Origin of the sequence: Marinobacter sp. DS40M6 (genome assembly GCF_028581595.1) — a bacterium.
Lineage (GTDB): Bacteria > Pseudomonadota > Gammaproteobacteria > Pseudomonadales > Oleiphilaceae > Marinobacter > Marinobacter salarius.
The window spans coordinates 505598-522826 of the sequence record NZ_JAFCAE010000001.1; the positions used below are offsets into that span (position 1 = coordinate 505598).

At 58.4% G+C, this 17229-nt stretch carries 17 protein-coding genes; 9 read left to right on the forward strand and 8 right to left on the reverse strand.

What is annotated here, in order from left to right; translation table 11 throughout:
* Nucleotides 1-45: 45 nt before the first annotated feature.
* The 4 genes from JJO78_RS02220 to JJO78_RS02235 all read right to left on the reverse strand — a co-directional run bounded on the left by JJO78_RS02220 (nucleotide 46) and on the right by JJO78_RS02235 (nucleotide 4087).
* Nucleotides 46-1167, reverse strand: coding sequence for a HupE/UreJ family protein (locus JJO78_RS02220; RefSeq protein ID WP_273622732.1), 1122 nt, complete (start codon nucleotides 1165-1167; stop codon nucleotides 46-48).
* Nucleotides 1164-2261 carry a tetratricopeptide repeat protein gene (locus JJO78_RS02225; RefSeq protein WP_075196302.1) on the reverse strand — a complete coding sequence of 366 codons (1098 nt, stop codon included), beginning with the start codon at nucleotides 2259-2261 and terminating at the stop codon, nucleotides 1164-1166. Before JJO78_RS02225 ends, JJO78_RS02220 begins: the two co-directional genes overlap by 4 nt.
* Before the next feature lie 88 nt (nucleotides 2262-2349).
* Nucleotides 2350-2601 (reverse strand): hypothetical protein, encoded by a 252-nt coding sequence (locus tag JJO78_RS02230; protein WP_041335685.1) that lies wholly within the window; start codon nucleotides 2599-2601, stop codon nucleotides 2350-2352.
* 10 nt (nucleotides 2602-2611) lie between these two features.
* Entirely contained in the window at nucleotides 2612-4087 is a 1476-nt protein-coding gene (locus JJO78_RS02235) for a DUF4331 domain-containing protein (protein ID WP_036202030.1), read from the reverse strand.
* Nucleotides 4088-4349: 262 nt separating this feature from the next.
* Between JJO78_RS02235 and JJO78_RS02240 the strand changes: the two genes are divergently transcribed.
* The 3 genes from JJO78_RS02240 to JJO78_RS02250 are packed head-to-tail and all read left to right on the forward strand — an operon-like array spanning nucleotide 4350 to nucleotide 6773.
* On the forward strand, nucleotides 4350-5480 hold the full coding sequence (locus tag JJO78_RS02240; RefSeq protein ID WP_036205526.1) for a PLP-dependent cysteine synthase family protein: 1131 nt from the start codon (nucleotides 4350-4352) through the stop codon (nucleotides 5478-5480).
* A gap of 31 nt (nucleotides 5481-5511) precedes the next feature.
* A complete protein-coding gene (locus JJO78_RS02245; protein WP_041335689.1) occupies nucleotides 5512-6069 on the forward strand; it encodes a sigma-70 family RNA polymerase sigma factor in 558 nt (185 codons plus the stop codon).
* Nucleotides 6066-6773 carry an anti-sigma factor gene (locus JJO78_RS02250; RefSeq protein ID WP_036202034.1) on the forward strand — a complete coding sequence of 236 codons (708 nt, stop codon included), beginning with the start codon at nucleotides 6066-6068 and terminating at the stop codon, nucleotides 6771-6773. Before JJO78_RS02245 ends, JJO78_RS02250 begins: the two co-directional genes overlap by 4 nt.
* A 14-nt stretch (nucleotides 6774-6787) precedes the next feature.
* Here the strand turns inward: JJO78_RS02250 and JJO78_RS02255 are convergent, their stop codons facing one another.
* Nucleotides 6788-8209 (reverse strand): HDOD domain-containing protein, encoded by a 1422-nt coding sequence (locus JJO78_RS02255; RefSeq protein WP_036205527.1) that lies wholly within the window; start codon nucleotides 8207-8209, stop codon nucleotides 6788-6790.
* Between the two features lie 201 nt (nucleotides 8210-8410).
* Between JJO78_RS02255 and JJO78_RS02260 the strand changes: the two genes are divergently transcribed.
* The 3 genes from JJO78_RS02260 (at nucleotide 8411) to JJO78_RS02270 (ending at nucleotide 11067) form a co-directional block, all read left to right on the forward strand.
* Entirely contained in the window at nucleotides 8411-9418 is a 1008-nt protein-coding gene (locus JJO78_RS02260) for a methionine ABC transporter ATP-binding protein (RefSeq protein ID WP_007155139.1), read from the forward strand.
* A complete protein-coding gene (locus JJO78_RS02265) occupies nucleotides 9418-10095 on the forward strand; it encodes a methionine ABC transporter permease (RefSeq protein ID WP_007155138.1) in 678 nt (225 codons plus the stop codon). The genes JJO78_RS02260 and JJO78_RS02265 overlap by 1 nt, the downstream gene beginning before the upstream one ends.
* 189 nt (nucleotides 10096-10284) lie before the next feature.
* Nucleotides 10285-11067 carry a MetQ/NlpA family ABC transporter substrate-binding protein gene (locus JJO78_RS02270; protein WP_075196300.1) on the forward strand — a complete coding sequence of 261 codons (783 nt, stop codon included), beginning with the start codon at nucleotides 10285-10287 and terminating at the stop codon, nucleotides 11065-11067.
* A 75-nt stretch (nucleotides 11068-11142) separates the two neighbouring features.
* On the opposite strand, the gene JJO78_RS02275 is transcribed toward JJO78_RS02270, so the two are convergent.
* Both JJO78_RS02275 and JJO78_RS02280 read right to left on the reverse strand, forming a co-directional pair.
* Nucleotides 11143-11796, reverse strand: coding sequence for a peroxiredoxin (locus JJO78_RS02275; RefSeq protein WP_041335694.1), 654 nt, complete (start codon nucleotides 11794-11796; stop codon nucleotides 11143-11145).
* Nucleotides 11797-11934: 138 nt separating this feature from the next.
* Nucleotides 11935-13293, reverse strand: a complete 1359-nt coding sequence (locus JJO78_RS02280) for an alanine/glycine:cation symporter family protein (RefSeq protein ID WP_036202046.1) — start codon at nucleotides 13291-13293, stop codon at nucleotides 11935-11937.
* Between the two features lie 243 nt (nucleotides 13294-13536).
* On the opposite strand from JJO78_RS02280, the gene JJO78_RS02285 reads away from it, so the two are divergent.
* The 3 genes from JJO78_RS02285 (at nucleotide 13537) to fghA (ending at nucleotide 15928) form a co-directional block, all read left to right on the forward strand.
* Nucleotides 13537-14508, forward strand: a complete 972-nt coding sequence (locus tag JJO78_RS02285) for an alpha/beta fold hydrolase (RefSeq protein WP_083637254.1) — start codon at nucleotides 13537-13539, stop codon at nucleotides 14506-14508.
* A gap of 118 nt (nucleotides 14509-14626) precedes the next feature.
* Nucleotides 14627-15046, forward strand: a complete 420-nt coding sequence (locus JJO78_RS02290; protein WP_036202051.1) for a CBS domain-containing protein — start codon at nucleotides 14627-14629, stop codon at nucleotides 15044-15046.
* Nucleotides 15047-15082: 36 nt separating this feature from the next.
* Nucleotides 15083-15928, forward strand: a complete 846-nt coding sequence (gene fghA / locus JJO78_RS02295) for an S-formylglutathione hydrolase (protein WP_036202054.1) — start codon at nucleotides 15083-15085, stop codon at nucleotides 15926-15928.
* A gap of 18 nt (nucleotides 15929-15946) precedes the next feature.
* Here the strand turns inward: fghA and JJO78_RS02300 are convergent, their stop codons facing one another.
* Nucleotides 15947-17068: an HD-GYP domain-containing protein gene (locus JJO78_RS02300; RefSeq protein WP_075196299.1), complete on the reverse strand. Its 1122-nt coding sequence runs from the start codon at nucleotides 17066-17068 to the stop codon at nucleotides 15947-15949.
* Between the last annotated feature and the right edge of the window lie 161 nt (nucleotides 17069-17229).

The window sequence follows — 17229 nt, forward strand, 5'->3', positions numbered from 1 at the left end:
ATCTGCCATTGGGAGCCCCGGTGTCGAAAGGCACCGGGGCCAGGCTCAGATGGCCATTGCCCTCTCGGCTACCCAGTAAAGGCTGATTGCGCCTACTGCAATCAGTGTCAGCGGAACGACTGCCCTGCCGTAAAGGTGTGTTTTACCCCAGAGGTAAAGCAGCGGGAAGGCAATAACCAGCAGGCCCAACTGCCCGAGCTCTACGCCAATGTTGAATCCGGCGAGAGCCACGACGGTCTGGGAAACACCGCTGGTGAGATCCCCCAGAACGCTGGCGAACCCGAATCCGTGTATCAGCCCGAACCCAAAGGCCAGCTTCCAGGTTTTCCTGCCCAGTATCGGCCACATCACGTTCATGGCGGCCACCGCTATGGACAGGGCGATGATGGTCTCCACCCAGGCGATGGGCAGACGAACAATGCCAAGGGCTGCCAGTGCCAGGGTTACGGAATGGGCTGCCGTGAACGCGGTCACGATCCCCGTCAGCTCCCACAGCCGCTGCTTCAGCCCCACCGGCGTGCTGCCATCGTTTTTTCTCAGTGTGGCCGGCAGCATCAGCACCAGAAGAAACAGTATGTGGTCGAGGCCGATGAGCAGATGGATGACACCTTCGTACAGGAAGGTTCCGAACAGCTGCAGGCTTCCTGGTGCGTCTCCGGCGGAGAGCGCCAGTTGGCGACTGTCAGGGCCTACTACCCCCAGCGTGCTGGTGCCGCCGCTTTCAAGGCTTATCAGGCCGCGATGGAGCGGGTCCTGTGAGAACAGAAGGTTGTATGTCAGGGTGTCGGACGTGGCGCCATCGGGGCAGCTAATGGTGTAGAGACCGGCGGCATAGGGGCCGTCGCTATGGCTGGCAAGCCCCCATTGCTGGCCGGTCAGGCGGCAATCGGCCTGGGCGCTGGACAAGGTTACGCCCTGCTCTACCCATCGGGTAATCTGGTCCCGGCCAGCACGGAGCTCCGCACCACTGAGCTGGCGATCCCCGTTCCGGTCCAGCGGCAAGGCCACCGAGACGTCCCGGAGTGCCACATCGATCCGTATCTCGCCCCGGTCCTGGTTCAGGTAGATGAAGCTGTCGCTGGCTTTGTGGGCCCATGCCGTTCCGGAGATCAGGGTCAGCAGGACCATGGATACCACCAGGTTGCCCCATTGTTTCATACCCCTCATGATTCAGCCTCCGGGTAGCGTGCATCGGTCTGCCCCTGCTCTTTTAGCCAGGTTCTCACCTTCCGGACTGGTTCGTTGTCACCCGCCGCATCGGCGGCACGCAGTAGCAGCCGGGTATCAAGAGGCTCGCGTTGGCTGCGCCAGTTGTCCGCCGCAAAGGTCAATGCGGTCTCGGCATCGCCTTCCACGTCCAGTTGGAAACGCGCCATGTCTCGCTGGTGCAGCAGGTTTCCGCGCCAACGAGCCTCTGCGAAGCGCTCCCTGAGGCTTTCGGCCAACGTCTCTGCAGTCGGGTGCCCTGACTCAGCCATGGCAATAGCCCGAATAACGGCCAGCGAATCCACTTGTTCATAGTCGTCGGTCAGGGCCAGTACCTTGTCATTCTGGTTTCGGCCCAGATACCAGTCTGCCAGTTGGGTGCGGGTATAGAGATCGTCGGGGGCGATGCTGAGCACCGTTTGCCAGTGATCCTCCGCAGCGGGGCTACCTATCTGCGCGGCGATATCCCCCAGGGTTCCCTCCGCCCAAAGCCGACTGGTGACATCGGCATCGGTTGCGTCTGTTCGTCGTTGGAGTTTCTGGTAGGCCGCTTCGGGGCTACCCGTGCGGGCATCAACCTGAGCCGTGCAGCTGTCGGCAATCAATCCGGGGTAGGATTGTTGCAACTGGGCGCAGTGCTTTCGTGCGTCTTCATAATTGCCCTGAACGATTTCCAGGTTGGCCAACAGCAACCGAGCCTGGTTTTTCTGGAGTGTGGCGCTGGATCGGGCTACGACGGTTTCCAGGTCTTTCCTGGCACTGTCAAAGCGGTGGAGGCTCTGGTCCAGTGTTGCCCTGAGGGTAAGCAGCCGGTCGGTCATTTCTCCGGACCATCGCTGCAACATCCCGTCGGCATAGCCCAGGAAACGGGGGTCTCCGGTGCTTCTGGCACGGGAGATCTGATTTTGTACGGTGTCTGCCAACTGCTCGGGCGAATCCGGTAATTCGGACGTGGTCAGTGCCGGCTCTGGCAGTTCAACAAGAATATCGGTGTCGGAAAAATCTGTCTCGATAGGTCCGGGTGCAGCGGTTGCGACGTTTGGAAAACCGGCCATCAACCACAGCCCGACACAAAAAGCCCCGCCCCGAAGGGCAGGGAATGTGCTTGCCGGCTTCAGGCGTACTGAAGGCCGGCAAGGGGTCCTATTGGATGAACAGATCGTCGAAGGCCTGTTCATTATTCTGGTCATTGAAGCTGAACTCCTTGTCGTTGATCTGAACGGCTTCACGGGTGTCGTCGGTGTTTGCGATCTCAGCCTTCACAAAGGTTGAGAAATCCACCGCCGGATCTGGCCTGTCACCGCCACCGCCGCCGCTACTGCTGGAGCCGTCGAAACACCCCGCCAGTGCCAGGGTTATCAGGCCCGTTCCGGCTAACTTCATAGTGAGTTTCATGATTCACTCCTTATGAGTTGGGTGAGCCGGCCAGCGGAGTTGCCAGATATGGGAACACTTCCTGGAGCTCAGCTGGGTCAAGTTGCACACCGTCGGTAAACGGGGCGTCCTTGTTCGGGGCATCAGTGGTCAATGCGCCCATGACTACACGCAGGGCAATATCCACGGTGTCATCCACCGGGCGACGGCCATTCGGGAAGCCGGCGTTGTCACCACCGAGAACACCCAGGTCATTTTGCGAGGCTGCAGGTGTGGCTGCGATTTCCGGGTTCAGTCGCAGCATTTCTGACGTTTGCACGCCTACCGGCATGTTTACATCGGGTACGCCGGTCAGGAACGCTGTTACCAGATCGGTCCGCGGGAAGTTATTCGGTGCCTCAGCGCCTGCGCTGCTGAACAATATTTCCAGCAGTTCGGGCAGGGTCGGATGAGTCACGTAGGTAGCGAACTGGCCATCGTTCATGGGCTCGCTGGCGTTGAACCGGTCCTTGTCTTTCAGGCCGATCACGACTTCGTTTACCAGCGGCATACCGAGACGTGATACCTGGGTCCATGCGCCGCCTTCAACGGTTGCACCTTTGCCATCAACGGTCGGTTGCGGATTGATGACTCGGGCCTGGCGAACGCTGGCGGTCGTCCAGCCGCCGATGACGGGCTGATCCATTCCGGTGACTGCGGTGCCGGTCAGGCACTCGGTCGGTACTTCCAGGGCGAAGGAGGTCACGTTCTTGTCTGCAAGATCACCGGCACCTTCGCCGTCACGTGGGCCGAGCGGGTTGGTGTTGACCAGGTCGAAGATCTCGCCAAGGTTGACCGCGAAAGCTTCCTTGCGTTGACCCACGAAGACCTGCCCGTTGGTGGCGCAGCCTGGAATGCCAATCTCGAAGATGTGCTGGTTGGCGTAAGCTTGGTATCCGCCGGGAAACGATTTTTCGCCGATGTTGTCCAGTGGCTTGTCGAAGGTGGCGGTGCCATCCGTGACGTTGGTCGCGGTCTCGACAGTACCGGTACGACGGTCGCCCCGAATAACCGATACAGTATAGTCTTGGCTGAACTGTACGTTCGCTTCGTCGCTGGCATCACCGATGTTTTTGAGCGGTACGGACACCATTCTTTGGTCGCCGTCGGGGCCGACCGGCAACTGTTTATCCTCTAGGTTATCCGAGAACTGAAAGCGGAACGTGAGGTTTTCCTGTGCGTTGCCGCTGTTGTCGATGTGGATTTCATAAACCGCGTCTTCATCCAGATCGAAGTAGTTGGGACCGCCATACGCATCCTGCAGTGGCAGGTAATTCGCGATCAGGGTGACGAAATCCGCACGTCCCGTCTCGTAACTGCGGAACATGTAGAAATCGGTCCCGTCCACCTTGGGTACTTCAGTGATAAAGGGTGCTTCGCGGTGGCTTGAGGCGTTTGCTGCGCCGGCACTGATACAGAGTCCGGCAACCGCAATGGCGAGGCCGGAGCGTTTTAGTAAAGTATTCATTCCGTTTTCCTCTTCTATTGTTGGTGTTGCAAAGGGGGTTACGGAGCGATTAGAGAAAAGGATGCAGTTCTCACCAAAAAAAATTGAAAGCGTCTTATCCGGAAGCAGGCTGACTTAGTACGAATAGTGAGTGCATCACGTTCAGCCAACTTGTGAGGCGTGTGTCAGGTGGCGGGGCTGGCGGTCCAACACAGCGTTATTCTTCAAGTCGACCCAGAGCGACTATGCTTCATGGTGTTTGTTTGATTTCAGGGCCAACAACATGCTCCATCGCACCCAATGGGTTTCCGACGCCATTGCCCGCATTGATGCGGATTTCAATCGTTCTGCAGACACCCATCTGATCAAGCTGGACCTGCCGGGCCTGCGTGACGTTGATATCTATCTCAAGGATGAGTCGACCCACCCGACCGGCAGCCTCAAACATCGGCTGGCACGCTCACTGTTTCTGTTCGGGCTCTGTAATGGCTGGATTACGCCAGGCACCCCGATCATCGAGGCCTCGAGTGGATCGACAGCGGTCTCCGAGGCCTATTTTGCCAAGCTCCTCGGGCTGCGTTTTATCGCAGTCATGCCCCGAACGACGTCGGCACAGAAAATTGCCAAAATCGAGTTCTATGGGGGCGAGTGTCACCTGGTGGAGAACGGCAGTGAGATCTACGCTGAATCTCAGCGTCTGGCCCGTGAGCTCGGTGGTCACTACATGGATCAGTTCACCTACGCTGAGAGGGCGACAGACTGGCGGGGTAACAACAACATTGCCGAAAGCATTTTCGAGCAGTTGCGACGGGAACCGCACCCCATACCGCGCTGGATTGTTGTCAGCGCGGGCACCGGTGGCACGTCGTCAACCATCGGGCGCTACATCCGCTACGGCGGCCATCTTGCCCGGGGCTGTGAGCTGTGCGTGGCGGACCCGGAAAACTCGGTGTTCTATGACGCCTTCGCTAGCGGGCGGTCTGATATTGTCGGCCAGTGCGGTTCGCGCATTGAGGGTATTGGTCGCCCCAGGGTTGAGCCCTCTTTCAGCCCGACGGTGATTGAGCGCATGGTTCGCGTACCCGATGCGGCCAGTTTTGCCGCGCTCCGGTATCTGGAACGTCATCTTGGCCGGCGTTGTGGCGGCTCTACCGGTACCAATCTGATTGCCACACTGAGCCTCGCCAGTGAAATGCAAAGCGCCCGAGAGGGCGGGTCGGTTGTCACGCTTCTGTGCGATGGTGGCGACCGTTACACCGACACCTATTTCAATCCCGCGTGGCTTGCCAACCAGGGCCTGGAGTTAACCAAGTGGGAAAAAGCGCTGGACGATTTTGACCAAAGCGGCGTGTTTGAGCCCGATCTGATGACCTGCATGCATCCTGATGGGCATTCTGAACGTAAGGTCGACTAATACCTGTAGAACAAAACAAGGGATCGTATAGATGGTAACCAGCAATTCTGAGCAGGATGATCTGATGGGACTGCTGATCGCAGTGTCCCGGGAAGACCGACTGGCCTTTCAGCGGCTGTATGAAAAAATTTCCGGCAGGATGTTCGGGCTTTGCCTGAAACTGGCCAGTCAGCGAGATCTGGCAGAAGAGGCCGTTCAGGATGCCTTTGTGCAGATATGGCACCACGCCGGTGAATATCACAGTGAGCGTGGCGCTCCCCTGAGCTGGATGCTGACGATTGCCCGTTATCGCACACTCGATCTTATGAGGAATCGGAAATCGCGGCCGACGTCCGGCGATGCCCACCTTGAGCGTGTTGCCGATGAACGTGACGGCCCGTTGGACGAATCACTTCGGGTCGCGGGCAGCGCCGAGCTTCGCGGGTGCCTGGATGAACTCTCAGAGACGCAGCGGGACAGTATCCTGTTGTCTTATTATCGGGGGTTTACCCATGATGAGCTTTCCGAGGCCCTGAGTTCTCCCATTGGAACCGTAAAAAGCTGGATTCGGCGCGGATTAATGGCTTTGAAGAGGTGTCTGGAACGATGAAAAAGACACCGGAAAGAATAGAAGCATTGGCAGCGGAGTACGTGCTTGGCTCCCTTCATGGGGCAGCCCGTCGGCGTTTCGAGCGCTGGATGATGGAGTCGGTTCGAGTCCGCCAGGAAGTCTGGTTCTGGGAAGAGAAGCTGGGGCACCTGGGCGCACGCATTGAGGAAGAACAGCCTCCGGCGTCGGTCTGGGCTGGCATCGAACGCCGGCTTTGGGCCCGGGAGGATAAACCCGAGTCGGCAGTTGCGGCCAATGATGCGTCCGGCCGTTGGTTCTGGCCTGGCTGGAGCATGCTGGCAACGGCTGCGGCGCTGGTGCTGGCCGTTGTCCTGGTGCAACAGCCAGAGCCAGAGGTGGATGACCGTCTTTCAGGCGCCATCGTACAGGCGGACGTGAGCGATCCCCTATGGTTGGTCAGTGAGTCATCGCTCGACAGGCAATTGAAACTGCGTCCCGTTGCCGCGACGGCGGCCCAGCAGGGCAAGGATTACGAATTGTGGATCGTGCCGGCGGATGGCCAGCCCCTGTCGCTCGGCGTTATTCCGGTGGGTGGAACCTATCAGGTAACTCTGGATGATGAGGCGCGTGCGCTTCTCAGCAATAGCCGAACACTGGCGATCAGCCTGGAGCCGGTGGGAGGCTCTCCCACCGGCCAGCCGACCGGGCCGATCCTGCACGTTGCGAAACTGTATGAGCTCTGATTGTTGAGTGCGGATTAATGGCTCGATAGCAGCGTGATGCACAGCTGGGCGTTCTGGACAAAGTGTCCGAACGCCGTCAGCTGATCGTCGGAGGGCACATAGTCCGCCGCCGCGTTGTCCGCGTAAAACAGGCCAACCAGTCGCCCCTTCGCTTTCAGGGGGCCGATAAGCGCCGGCACGTTCCCCAGCCAGCGATCATAGGCAACCCCTTCGGTTTTCGATTTTGGCAGATAGACACTGCAATCAGCGTGGGGTAAGAGCGCCCCGAGAGGACCGGTGCCATCCTTGCGGATGGTGAAGTTGTCCTTCCAGGCTTCGGTGCCCCTGCCCCCCAGCTTGCGCGGCACCAGTTCAAGCCCGCTGCGGTCGCTCATCAGCAACACAACCCGCTGCATGCCGATTGCCCGGTGAATGCCCTCGATGACCAACTGACAGACTTCGTTGATGTCCGGTTTGTCGGTAAGGCTGTGGGTAAGATCGCGGAGAATCTGTAACTGCAGGTTGGGGTCCACCTCTGGTGCGCGCACCGCCTCCTCGCCGGAGCTGCCCTGGCTGCCAGGCATCAGCGCGGTCACCTGGGGAATGCCCAGCGACACCGCGACCCGCGCGGCTTCTCCGGCATTCACCTTGAGCTGGTCCCGAACGGCTGCAGGGTTCTCTCCGATGTCCTGCCCCAGGGCTTCCATGACCTTTTCCATGTCGTCGCCGCGCCAGCCATTCTCGGACAGTCTTGCCATCTCAACGGAGTGGCGCACCAGGCTGGCGGCCTTCGAATTGGCCTGCCCGGGCGCAACCACCTCGCGAATAAAGGGGCCGAGTGACCAGGCGTCCACCAGGCCACGGGTAATTTCGGTAAAGGTGGTGTGGAGCGCGGCTTTCTGGGCTTCCAGTGTCGGCTCCCCCTCGCGCAGCCGGGATTCCAGTTCACTGGCCTGCTCGGTCTCGCAGGACCAAAAAGCCAACTCGCCAATGTTCATCAGCAGGGCCCCGATGAACACTTCCTCCAGGGCGTGCTCGTTGCGCTTTGGCAGCAGGCAGCGGGCCTGGACGGCGGCGTGGATGGCGCGGGCCAGGCAGCGAAGCAGGTGTGGGCGGTCGTTGCGTTTGAGCAGGGAGTCCACGATCAGGGACGAGATGGCCATGGACTTCACGGCGTCGAAGCCGATCAGGGTGATGGCGCGGCTTACGGTGCTTACCTGGGTGCGAGTCTGGTTGTAGAACACCGTATTGGACAGCCGAAGCACCTGGGAAGTGAGCTGGGCGTCGTTGAGAATAACGTTTGCAAGCTCGTTAACCGTGCTGTTACTGCTGTCAGTCAGTTCACCAATTCTGCGAAGAGTGTTTGCCAGTACCGGCAGTTCCACTTTGCTGAGGTAGGTCACCCATGCCTGGGTCGAGTTCATCCTTGAGGGCGGAGTCTCGGTTTTTGTGGTCAAAATTGCGCGCGCCTCGGGATTGTTAGTCATGTTCTTGTAATGAATCAGTCTAGTTCAGTCGTGGTCTTCGTGTCAGGTGGCAAATGGTGTAAGGGGATTTACCAAGGTGGCGGATTCGGGTTTGCCATCGGTTTGGTTTATAATCGCGCGTTTTACCTCTGCACCCACAAGGCGCTGACAAAGCGTTCACAAGGCAACGTTGTGATTGTATTTGACCAGGTACAGAAGTCCTACCAGGTAGGTGGGCGGGCGATCCCCGCGCTACACCCCACCAGTATGACCATCGACACCGGCGAGGTGTTTGGCATCGTCGGCCACTCCGGCGCGGGCAAGTCCACCCTCGTGCGCCTGATCAATCTTCTGGAGCCACCCACCGGTGGTCGCATCCTGATTGATGATGAAAATATCACCGGCTACAACGCCAGCGAGCTACGGGCCTTCCGTCGCAAGGTGGGCATGATATTCCAGCACTTTAATCTGCTGTCCTCGAAAACGGTGGCGGACAACATTGCCTTCCCCATGAAACTCGCGGGCATTTATTCCCGCACCGAGATTCGTGACCGGGTGGACGAGTTGCTGAAACGGGTCAGCCTGGTGGATCAGGCCAATAAGTACCCATCGCAGCTCTCGGGTGGACAGAAGCAGCGTGTTGGCATCGCCCGCGCCCTGGCCTGCCGCCCGACGATCCTGCTTTGCGACGAAGCCACCAGCGCCCTCGACCCGCAAACCACCCAATCGGTCCTGAAGTTGCTGGCGGACATCAACCGCGAACTCGGCCTGACCATCGTACTGATCACCCATGAGATGGACGTGGTACGCCGTGTCTGTGACCGGGTAGCGGTGATGGATGCCGGCGAAGTCGTCGAAATGGGCGCGGTCAGTGATGTCTTCCTGCACCCGAAGCACCCGACCACCCGGGACTTCGTCTTCGAGAGCGAAAGCATCGACCATGAGGAAATGCAGCAGGACCTGCAGCACGCCAAAGGCCGCATTCTGCGTCTCACCTTCCGTGGCGAATCCACCTACACGCCACTGCTGGGCAGCGTGGCGCGGGAATCCGGCGTGGATTTCAGTATCCTCTCCGGCCGGATTGACCACATCAAGGACACGCCCTACGGCCAGCTGACCCTCTCGCTGGTGGGCGGCAATCTCGATACCGCCATGCAAGCCTTTGAGGCGGCGGACGTTCACGTGGAGGTGCTGCGCTGATGGAAGCCTTGATGGGAGACCTGTTGAGCAACGTGGACTGGACCGAGATCGGCTGGGCCAGTTGGGACACCCTGGTGATGGTGGGCATGTCGCTGCTGTTCAGCGTGCTGATCGGCCTGCCGGTAGGCGTGCTGCTGTTCCTGTTTGGCAAGCGCCAACTGCTGGAACAGCCCATCGCTTATGCGGTGCTGTCCTTTGTGGTGAACGTGCTGCGTTCCGTACCGTTTATTATCCTGCTGATCGTGATGATCCCGTTCACAGTGATGTTGATCGGTACATCTCTTGGCGTGGCCGGCGCGATTCCGCCACTGGTGGCCGGTGGTGCTCCTTTCTTTGCCCGTTTGGTCGAAACGTCGTTGCGCGAAGTGGATAGGGGAATCATCGAGGCTACCCAGGCCATGGGCGCGACTGTAAAACAAATTGTATTCGGAGCCTTGTTGCCGGAGGCCCTGCCGGGCATCATCGCCGGTATTACGGTTACCGCGATTACGTTGGTGTCCTACGCTGCCATGTCCGGCGTAGTCGGCGGTGGCGGTCTTGGCGACCTGGCGATCCGCTTCGGTTACCAACGATTCCAGACTGACGTAATGGTGATTACAGTGGCGCTGTTGGTCATTTTTGTACAATTGCTCCAGATGGCGGGCGACCGTCTCGTTCTGTATTTCAGCCGCAAATAGGCTCAGTTTGGGTGCAAGCCCATGGCGGGAAAGCCCTTCCGAAAAACGCCCGTAAGTACGTCCCTGTAGGGCTCGGTCGCGCCATCCCTGGCGCTCCACGTTTTCGGAAGGGCTTTCCCGCCACGGGCCCGGAGTCTTTGCTGGCTTCCGAGGTCTGAATGATATTTTAAACAACAGGAGAACGTGCTTATGAACTTCAAAAAGACCCTGGTGGCAGTGGCTGCCATTGCGACATTCTCTTCCGCAGCCCTTGCGGAAAAGCTTTCCGTGGCGGCAACGCCGGTACCTCACGCCGAGATCCTGGAATTTGTTAAGCCCAAGCTGGCGGAGCAGGGCGTGGAGCTGGATGTGAAGGTGTTTACCGATTATGTCCAGCCTAACGTGCAGGTGGATCAGAAGCGGATGGACGCGAACTTCTTCCAACATCAGCCGTACCTCGACGAATTCAACGATGGCCGTGGTACCAACCTGGTCAGCGTAGTGGGTGTCCACGTTGAGCCGTTTGGTGCCTACTCAAGCCGGATCGACTCTCTGAAAGCGCTTGAAGACGGGGCCACAGTGGCGATCCCCAACGATCCCACCAACGGTGGCCGTGCATTGCTTCTGCTGCAGAAAGCCGGTCTGATCACCCTGAAGGACGGCAGCAAGATCACCGCTACGCCGCGTGATATCGCTGATAACCCGAAAGACCTGGAATTCAAGGAACTGGAGGCTGCTACCCTGCCGCGTATCCTGAACCAGGTGGATCTGGCGCTCATTAACACCAACTACGCGTTGGAAGCCGGCCTTAATCCGACGGAAGATGCGCTGGTTATTGAGGGGGCTGAATCGCCGTACGTGAACATTCTGGTGGCTCATGAAAGCCGCGCCAACGATGAGGCAATCCAGAAGCTGGCGAAGGTGCTGACAACGGATGACGTCAAGGCGTTTATCAAGAAGCAGTACGAGGGAGCCGTGGTTCCGGCATTCTGAGGCCAGGAACGATAGGCATAAAAAAGCCGGGCATCAGCCCGGCTTTTTCGTTTCAGCGGATTGCGCGTTCAGCGCTTAATCGCCACTCCAGTTCGATCCCGGGTCCGGCGTCATCCGCAGGTAGGACTTCACCGCCCGATAGCCTTTCGGGAAACGTTCTTTTATTTCATCCTCATCCTGCAGGGACGGCACGATCACCACGTCGCCGCCGGGTTCCCAGTTGCCTGGTGTTGCCACTTTGTGAATGTCGGTCATCTGCAGCGAGTCTACAACCCGCAGCACTTCGTTGAAGTTGCGACCGGTGCTGGCCGGGTAGGTGATCATCAAGCGGATTTTCTTATTCGGGTCGATCACGAACAGCGATCGCACGGTCAGCGTCTCACTGGCGCTGGGGTGGATCATGTCGTAAAGGTTAGACACCTTGCGATCGTGGTCGGCAATGATCGGAAAGTTAACGGCACAACCCTGGGTTTCGTTGATGTCCTTGATCCAATCCTTGTGGGAATCGACCGGGTCCACACTCAGAGCGATTGCCTTGACGTCACGCTTGGCGAATTCGTCTTTCAGCTTGGCCGTCAGGCCGAGCTCGGTGGTGCACACCGGCGTAAAATCGGCAGGGTGCGAGAACAGTATGCCCCAGCTGTTGCCCAGCCATTGGTGAAAGTCGATCCTGCCTTCACTGGAATCCTGCTCAAAATCCGGTGCGGTATCTCCCAGACGTAAACTCATCGCGTTTCCTCCTTTGATGATACGAAAGCCCGGCCAGACGAAGCGCCGGCACAAAATTCAGTCTATACGATAAACAGTGGAGGCGGATGGGAGAAAACCAAGGGGTCTTGATTTGCCTCATCCGACTCCACTTACGTATCAGCTAACGCCGACTGACCGCTCTTTCTCGAAATGCTCACGGGTGAGCTTGAACACCACCGGGCTCAGTAGCAGCAAGGCCACGAGGTTTGGCAGCGCCATCATGGCGTTGAGCGTGTCGGCGATCAGCCAGATCAGGCCAAGGTTGATGGTGGCACCGACCGGTATCGCCAGTATCCAGATCACGCGGTACGGCACGATGGCTTTGACGCCGAACAGGAACTCAATGCAGCGTTCGCCGTAAAACGACCAACCGATAATCGTGGTAAAGGCAAAAATCGCCAGGGAGATGGCGACAACGTAATTGCCAAACCCGGGCAGTCCGGTTTCAAAGGCCAGTGAGGTCAGTGCCGCACCGGTCTCACCTGACGTCCAGGCGCCAGAGCTGATGATGACAAGGCCGGTGATGCTGCACACGATGATCGTGTCGATGAACGTGCCCAGCATGGCGACCATGCCCTGGTTGATCGGGTTCTTGGTCTGGGCTGCCGCGTGGGCGATAGGGGCGGAACCGAGACCTGCCTCATTGGAGAAAATGCCGCGGGCCACACCAAAGCGGACAGCGGCCCAGACGGCGGCGCCGGCAAAGCCACCTTCGGCGGCAACCGGACTGAACGCGTGTGTAAATACCATGGCGATGGCGTTCGGAATCTGCTCGGCGTTAATGGCCAGTACCATCAGGCCAACCAGGATATAGGCGATGGCCATAAAGGGCACCAACGTGCTCGCCACCTGCCCGATGCGTTTGATGCCACCGATCAGCACAAGGCCTACCAGTACCATCAACACAAGGCCGGTCACCCAGTGCGGCAGGTTGAAGTTGGTTTCCAGAACATCGGCCACCGAGTTGGCCTGCACGGTGTTGCCAATGCCAAACGCGGCCACAGCGGCGAAGATGGCAAACAGCACGCCCAGCCAGGCCCATTTTTTACCCAGGCCGTTGCGAATGTAGTACATCGGGCCACCCGTGTAGGCGCCGCGTTCGTCCACTTCCCGGAAGCGTACCGCCAGTACCGCCTCGGAATATTTGGTCGCCATACCCACGAGGGCGGTCAGCCACATCCAGAACAGCGCTCCGGGGCCGCCCAGGAATACCGCGGTGGCAACGCCAGCAATATTACCGGTGCCAACGGTAGCCGACAGCGCGGTCATCAGGGCCTGGAATGGAGGAATCTCGCCCTCTGATTCGGCCCCGGTACGGCCTTTCCACATCAGTTGGAAACCGGCTCGCAGTTTCAATACCGGCATCAGCTTCAGGCCAATGCTCAGAAACAGGCCGACACCAAGAATCATCACCAGCATGGGCGGGCCCCAGACCAGTGCGTTAATGCTGCTAATAAACGACTCAAAGGCTTCCATGGGAATCTCCCTGTGTTTGTGCCTTGGTATTGAGGAGCTTCCGCGACACCGGCGATATGGATCTGAGTAGTACAGATCTGAGCTCGGCGGAAGCGTATAACTCATTGAGTTTATATACTTATTTCCATCTGTAAATATTCGCTGCAAAGAATTCGCTGTTCTGACGCGACGTGGGTCTGCAAAGCTATTGGATTCGTAGCCTCTCGGGTTAAGCTGTGGACTGGTTATCTCAGGAGTCCCTCAATGCCGGAAACCCTAAGCCACTCTGATTGGAGTTCTGCCGATACGTCGGTCAACGCCATGCCCGAGACCCTTCACGTCCAGGCAGGCGAGCTGTCGTTCTGTGTGGAAACCCGGGGAGATCCCGCCGGGGAGCCAGTGATCTTCGTGATGGGATTGGGGGCGCAGATGACGCTCTGGCCGGAGGCGTTGCTGGACCAGTATGTTCGTGAAGGCTTCCGGGTAATCCGGTTTGATAATCGCGACATCGGGCTGTCATCGCACCTGAAGGATCGCCTGGAGGGTCATCCGGTTGCGGTCATGGCAAGGCACCGGATGGGCCTGCCGATCGCCGCGCCCTATACCCTGCATGACATGGCGGACGATGTCTGTAAGGTGATGGACGCCTTCAGCCTGACCTGCGCTCACCTGGTGGGTGTTTCCATGGGCGGCATGATCAGCCAGTTGGTGGCTGCGAATCGCCCCGAACGCGTGCGCTCGGCAACCCTTATCATGACCTCCACCAACAGCCCGCGCCTGCCGATGCCAAAATCAAAGCTGATCTGGCGCCTGGCAGGTATTGGCGCGAAGGGGCATGATGAAGCCGCAGTTGTCGCACGCTCCCTGGACTTCTGGAAGGCGATTCAGAGTCCGGGCTACCCACCTCGCGAACAGGAAGTGAGGGACCGGATCGTACGGGAGTTCCGGCGCAGCTATCATCCCGCCGGCATTCTCCGCCAGACCCGTGCCATCCTTGCCACTGGCAGCCTGTCATCAGCCACACGGCGCATACGGGTGCCGGTATCCGTGATTCATGGCAAGGCCGACCCGCTGGTGCGGCCGGTGGCTGCGGAGCAGTTGGGATACCTGATGCCTCATGCCCGCGTTGAGATGATTGACGGAATGGGGCACGATCTTCCGGAACCTCTGTTGTCGCGGTTTGCCCAGATCGGCTTTGAAACCATGGCGCAACAGCCGAGGCAGGGCAACGGCTGACGGCCGGTGCCCGCAGAAAGAGATGGCCGGTTGCGGGTTTATACTTCCAGTTTTCGCCCCCATTGCCTATGTTTAAAGAGGGACGAATCCAGAATATGACTGGTCAGGGAGTCTGCCAATGCAATCGCTAAAAGTATCCGATGTCATGTGGAACCACATCGAGCCCATTCGTCGTGGAACGCCCTTAACCAAAGTGGTCAAAACACTGCTTCACAACCACGTCACTGGGCTGCCGGTCGTGGATGACCACCGCAAGGTGATCGGGTTTGTTTCCGAACAGGACTGCATCCACGCCCTGCTGGTGAGCAACTACCACCACGAAGGCGACCCGATCGTGGACGACGTTATGTTTCGCAATCCGGTCACCATATCCCCGGAAATGTCTGTTGTGGATCTGGCCCAGAACCTGGGCGCAGGCAAGCCCAAGGTCTACCCGGTGGTTGACCATGATCGTTTGATCGGTATTGTGACCCGCACTGCCATCCTGGCAGAGTTTGCAAAGGCCGGTTATGGCATAGAAGTACCGAAATACGCGTAGTCAGAAGACTGTGAATTTTCCGACTGAGAGGTTCCCATGCAACTGCTCTCCACCAACGTCTGTTTTGGCGGCGAACACCGGCGCTACCAGCACCACTCGGCAGCCCTGGACTGCGATATGGAGTTTGCGGTGTACCTTCCTCCTGTTGCCGTGGGCAGCAACCCTCAAAAAGTGCCGGTTCTTTACTGGCTGTCGGGACTGACCTGTACCGACCAGAATTTCATGCAGAAGGCCGGGGCCCAGAAAAAAGCGGCGCAGTTGGGCATCGCCATTGTGTGCCCTGACACCAGCCCCCGTGGTCTGGACCTGCCCGGTGAACATGACAGTTACGATTTCGGTAGTGGTGCCGGTTTTTACCTGAACGCCACACGCCAACCCTGGGCCCCTCACTATCGAATGTACGATTATGTGGTGAAGGAATTGCCGCAACTGGTGGAAGGCCACTTGCCGGTGACAGAGGATCGCAGTATCAGTGGTCATTCCATGGGTGGTCACGGGGCACTGATCGCGGCGCTGAAGAATCCCGGGCAGTACAGATCCGTGTCTGCTTTTGCGCCGATTGCCAACCCCAGCGAGTGCCCCTGGGGTCAAAAAGCCTTCAGCGGTTATCTGGGGGACGACCCGAAAACCTGGGAAGAGTGGGATGCGACGCTGTTGATTCCCGGCGCCAGCGAACGCTTACCGCTGCTGGTGGACCAGGGTACAGCGGATGACTTCCTTGAAAGTCAGCTCAATCCCGAGGCGCTGGTCGAGGCATGTGAGAAGGTGCATCACCACATCAATCTGAGAATGCACCGGGGTTATGATCACAGCTACTTCTTCATCGCCTCGTTCATCGATGACCATCTGGAGCATCACGCCCAGGCGTTGGGCTTGAGATAATACAGAGCGCGTAGAGCGTTAGTGGAAACCCCAGAGTAGCCCGAAGTCCATGGAGGGCATCACTTCGGGCTGTTCAACGTCGATAATATTGAAATCCGGCTGGCTGCAATCCCGCTCAAAGGTGCCGCTGTAACGATTGCCCCTGGGACCAATGATGGCTTTGGCAAACGGGCCACGGTGACGGTGCGGGCGCCGGACAATCACCGCCACTTCGTTGTTGGCGAGCCTCACCAGAGTTCCTGGCGGATGATCGGTCAGAATGGCCAGCAGAGCCCGCGGAATGGCAGGGCGTAGTTTGCCGTCGGCCAGCGAAGCGATCAGTTTGCGGGCCTCGGTTATGTTCATTCGTTCGCGATAAGCCCGCTTCGTTATCATTGCCACATAGCGTTCCGCCAGCGCCAGGATTTCCGCCTCACCCCGTATGTCGGTACCACTCAACCCATGGGGATAGCCCGAACCGTCCGCCTGTTCGTGGTGCTGCGCAATGATTTTGAGTAGCAGTGGGCTGGTGATGTCGGCCTCTTTGAGTGCCTGAACGCTGCGTTCGGGGTGTTTGCGTATCACCGCGCGCTGCTCGTCGGTCAATACCCGGTTGGAAGCATTGAGTTTGTCGGCCACCGGCACCAGAGCCAGGTTTGCCATTAGCGCAGCACTGATCAGTACGGCGATCCGCTTGTCATCGAGGCCGAACCGGCGTGCAGTAAACTGACAGAGAACGGCATAGAACAGTATCTGTTCATGGATGGTGGGCTCGATCGAGTACAGGTGCACCAGTGCCAGGCTGGCCTCCGGGGATTCCTGGCACATCTGGTCAATCATTCGTGACAGGCCAAGTACCCGTTGGCGGGCACTGTCATCCTGGTTAGTAATGGCGTTTAGCGAGGATTCCAGGGTTTGCAGTAATACGGGATAATCCGCAAACGGGTTGCGGAGACGGATATCTTCCTGAATATCCTCGTCGGGGCGCTCAATCACCCGGGGCTGGAACAGGCCACGCTCGAACAACTGCTCCAGCTGAATGTCATTCTGTATGACGTAGCCCTGTCTCAGCAGAACATTGCCATCGGCGTCATAGACCGTCCAGGGCAAGGGCTTTCCAATGGTCAATGCGCCGGGTGCGATACGAAGAAGGTTCTGCACTCAATGGCTTCCTGGTGCTTATTATAATAATGCTTAAGTTTACCCCTTAAGCCGATACCAACTCCAGTTGTTGAACGGTCGGGAATGGGACGTTTGCGGTGATATGGGAATCTGCGTCCTTTGATTTAACAAAGTATTTCATTTGTGCGTTTGTTAAATTT

Coding starts and splice junctions, on each gene's coding strand:
- JJO78_RS02220 (WP_273622732.1), bottom strand. CDS start 1,167: ATGAGGGGTATGAAACAATGGGGCAACCTGGTGGTATCCATGGTCCTG.
- JJO78_RS02225 (WP_075196302.1), bottom strand. CDS start 2,261: ATGGCCGGTTTTCCAAACGTCGCAACCGCTGCACCCGGACCTATCGAG.
- JJO78_RS02230 (WP_041335685.1), bottom strand. CDS start 2,601: ATGAAACTCACTATGAAGTTAGCCGGAACGGGCCTGATAACCCTGGCA.
- JJO78_RS02235 (WP_036202030.1), bottom strand. CDS start 4,087: ATGAATACTTTACTAAAACGCTCCGGCCTCGCCATTGCGGTTGCCGGA.
- JJO78_RS02240 (WP_036205526.1), top strand. CDS start 4,350: ATGCTCCATCGCACCCAATGGGTTTCCGACGCCATTGCCCGCATTGAT.
- JJO78_RS02245 (WP_041335689.1), top strand. CDS start 5,512: ATGGTAACCAGCAATTCTGAGCAGGATGATCTGATGGGACTGCTGATC.
- JJO78_RS02250 (WP_036202034.1), top strand. CDS start 6,066: ATGAAAAAGACACCGGAAAGAATAGAAGCATTGGCAGCGGAGTACGTG.
- JJO78_RS02265 (WP_007155138.1), top strand. CDS start 9,418: ATGGAAGCCTTGATGGGAGACCTGTTGAGCAACGTGGACTGGACCGAG.
- JJO78_RS02270 (WP_075196300.1), top strand. CDS start 10,285: ATGAACTTCAAAAAGACCCTGGTGGCAGTGGCTGCCATTGCGACATTC.
- JJO78_RS02275 (WP_041335694.1), bottom strand. CDS start 11,796: ATGAGTTTACGTCTGGGAGATACCGCACCGGATTTTGAGCAGGATTCC.
- JJO78_RS02280 (WP_036202046.1), bottom strand. CDS start 13,293: ATGGAAGCCTTTGAGTCGTTTATTAGCAGCATTAACGCACTGGTCTGG.
- JJO78_RS02285 (WP_083637254.1), top strand. CDS start 13,537: ATGCCGGAAACCCTAAGCCACTCTGATTGGAGTTCTGCCGATACGTCG.
- JJO78_RS02290 (WP_036202051.1), top strand. CDS start 14,627: ATGCAATCGCTAAAAGTATCCGATGTCATGTGGAACCACATCGAGCCC.
- fghA (WP_036202054.1), top strand. CDS start 15,083: ATGCAACTGCTCTCCACCAACGTCTGTTTTGGCGGCGAACACCGGCGC.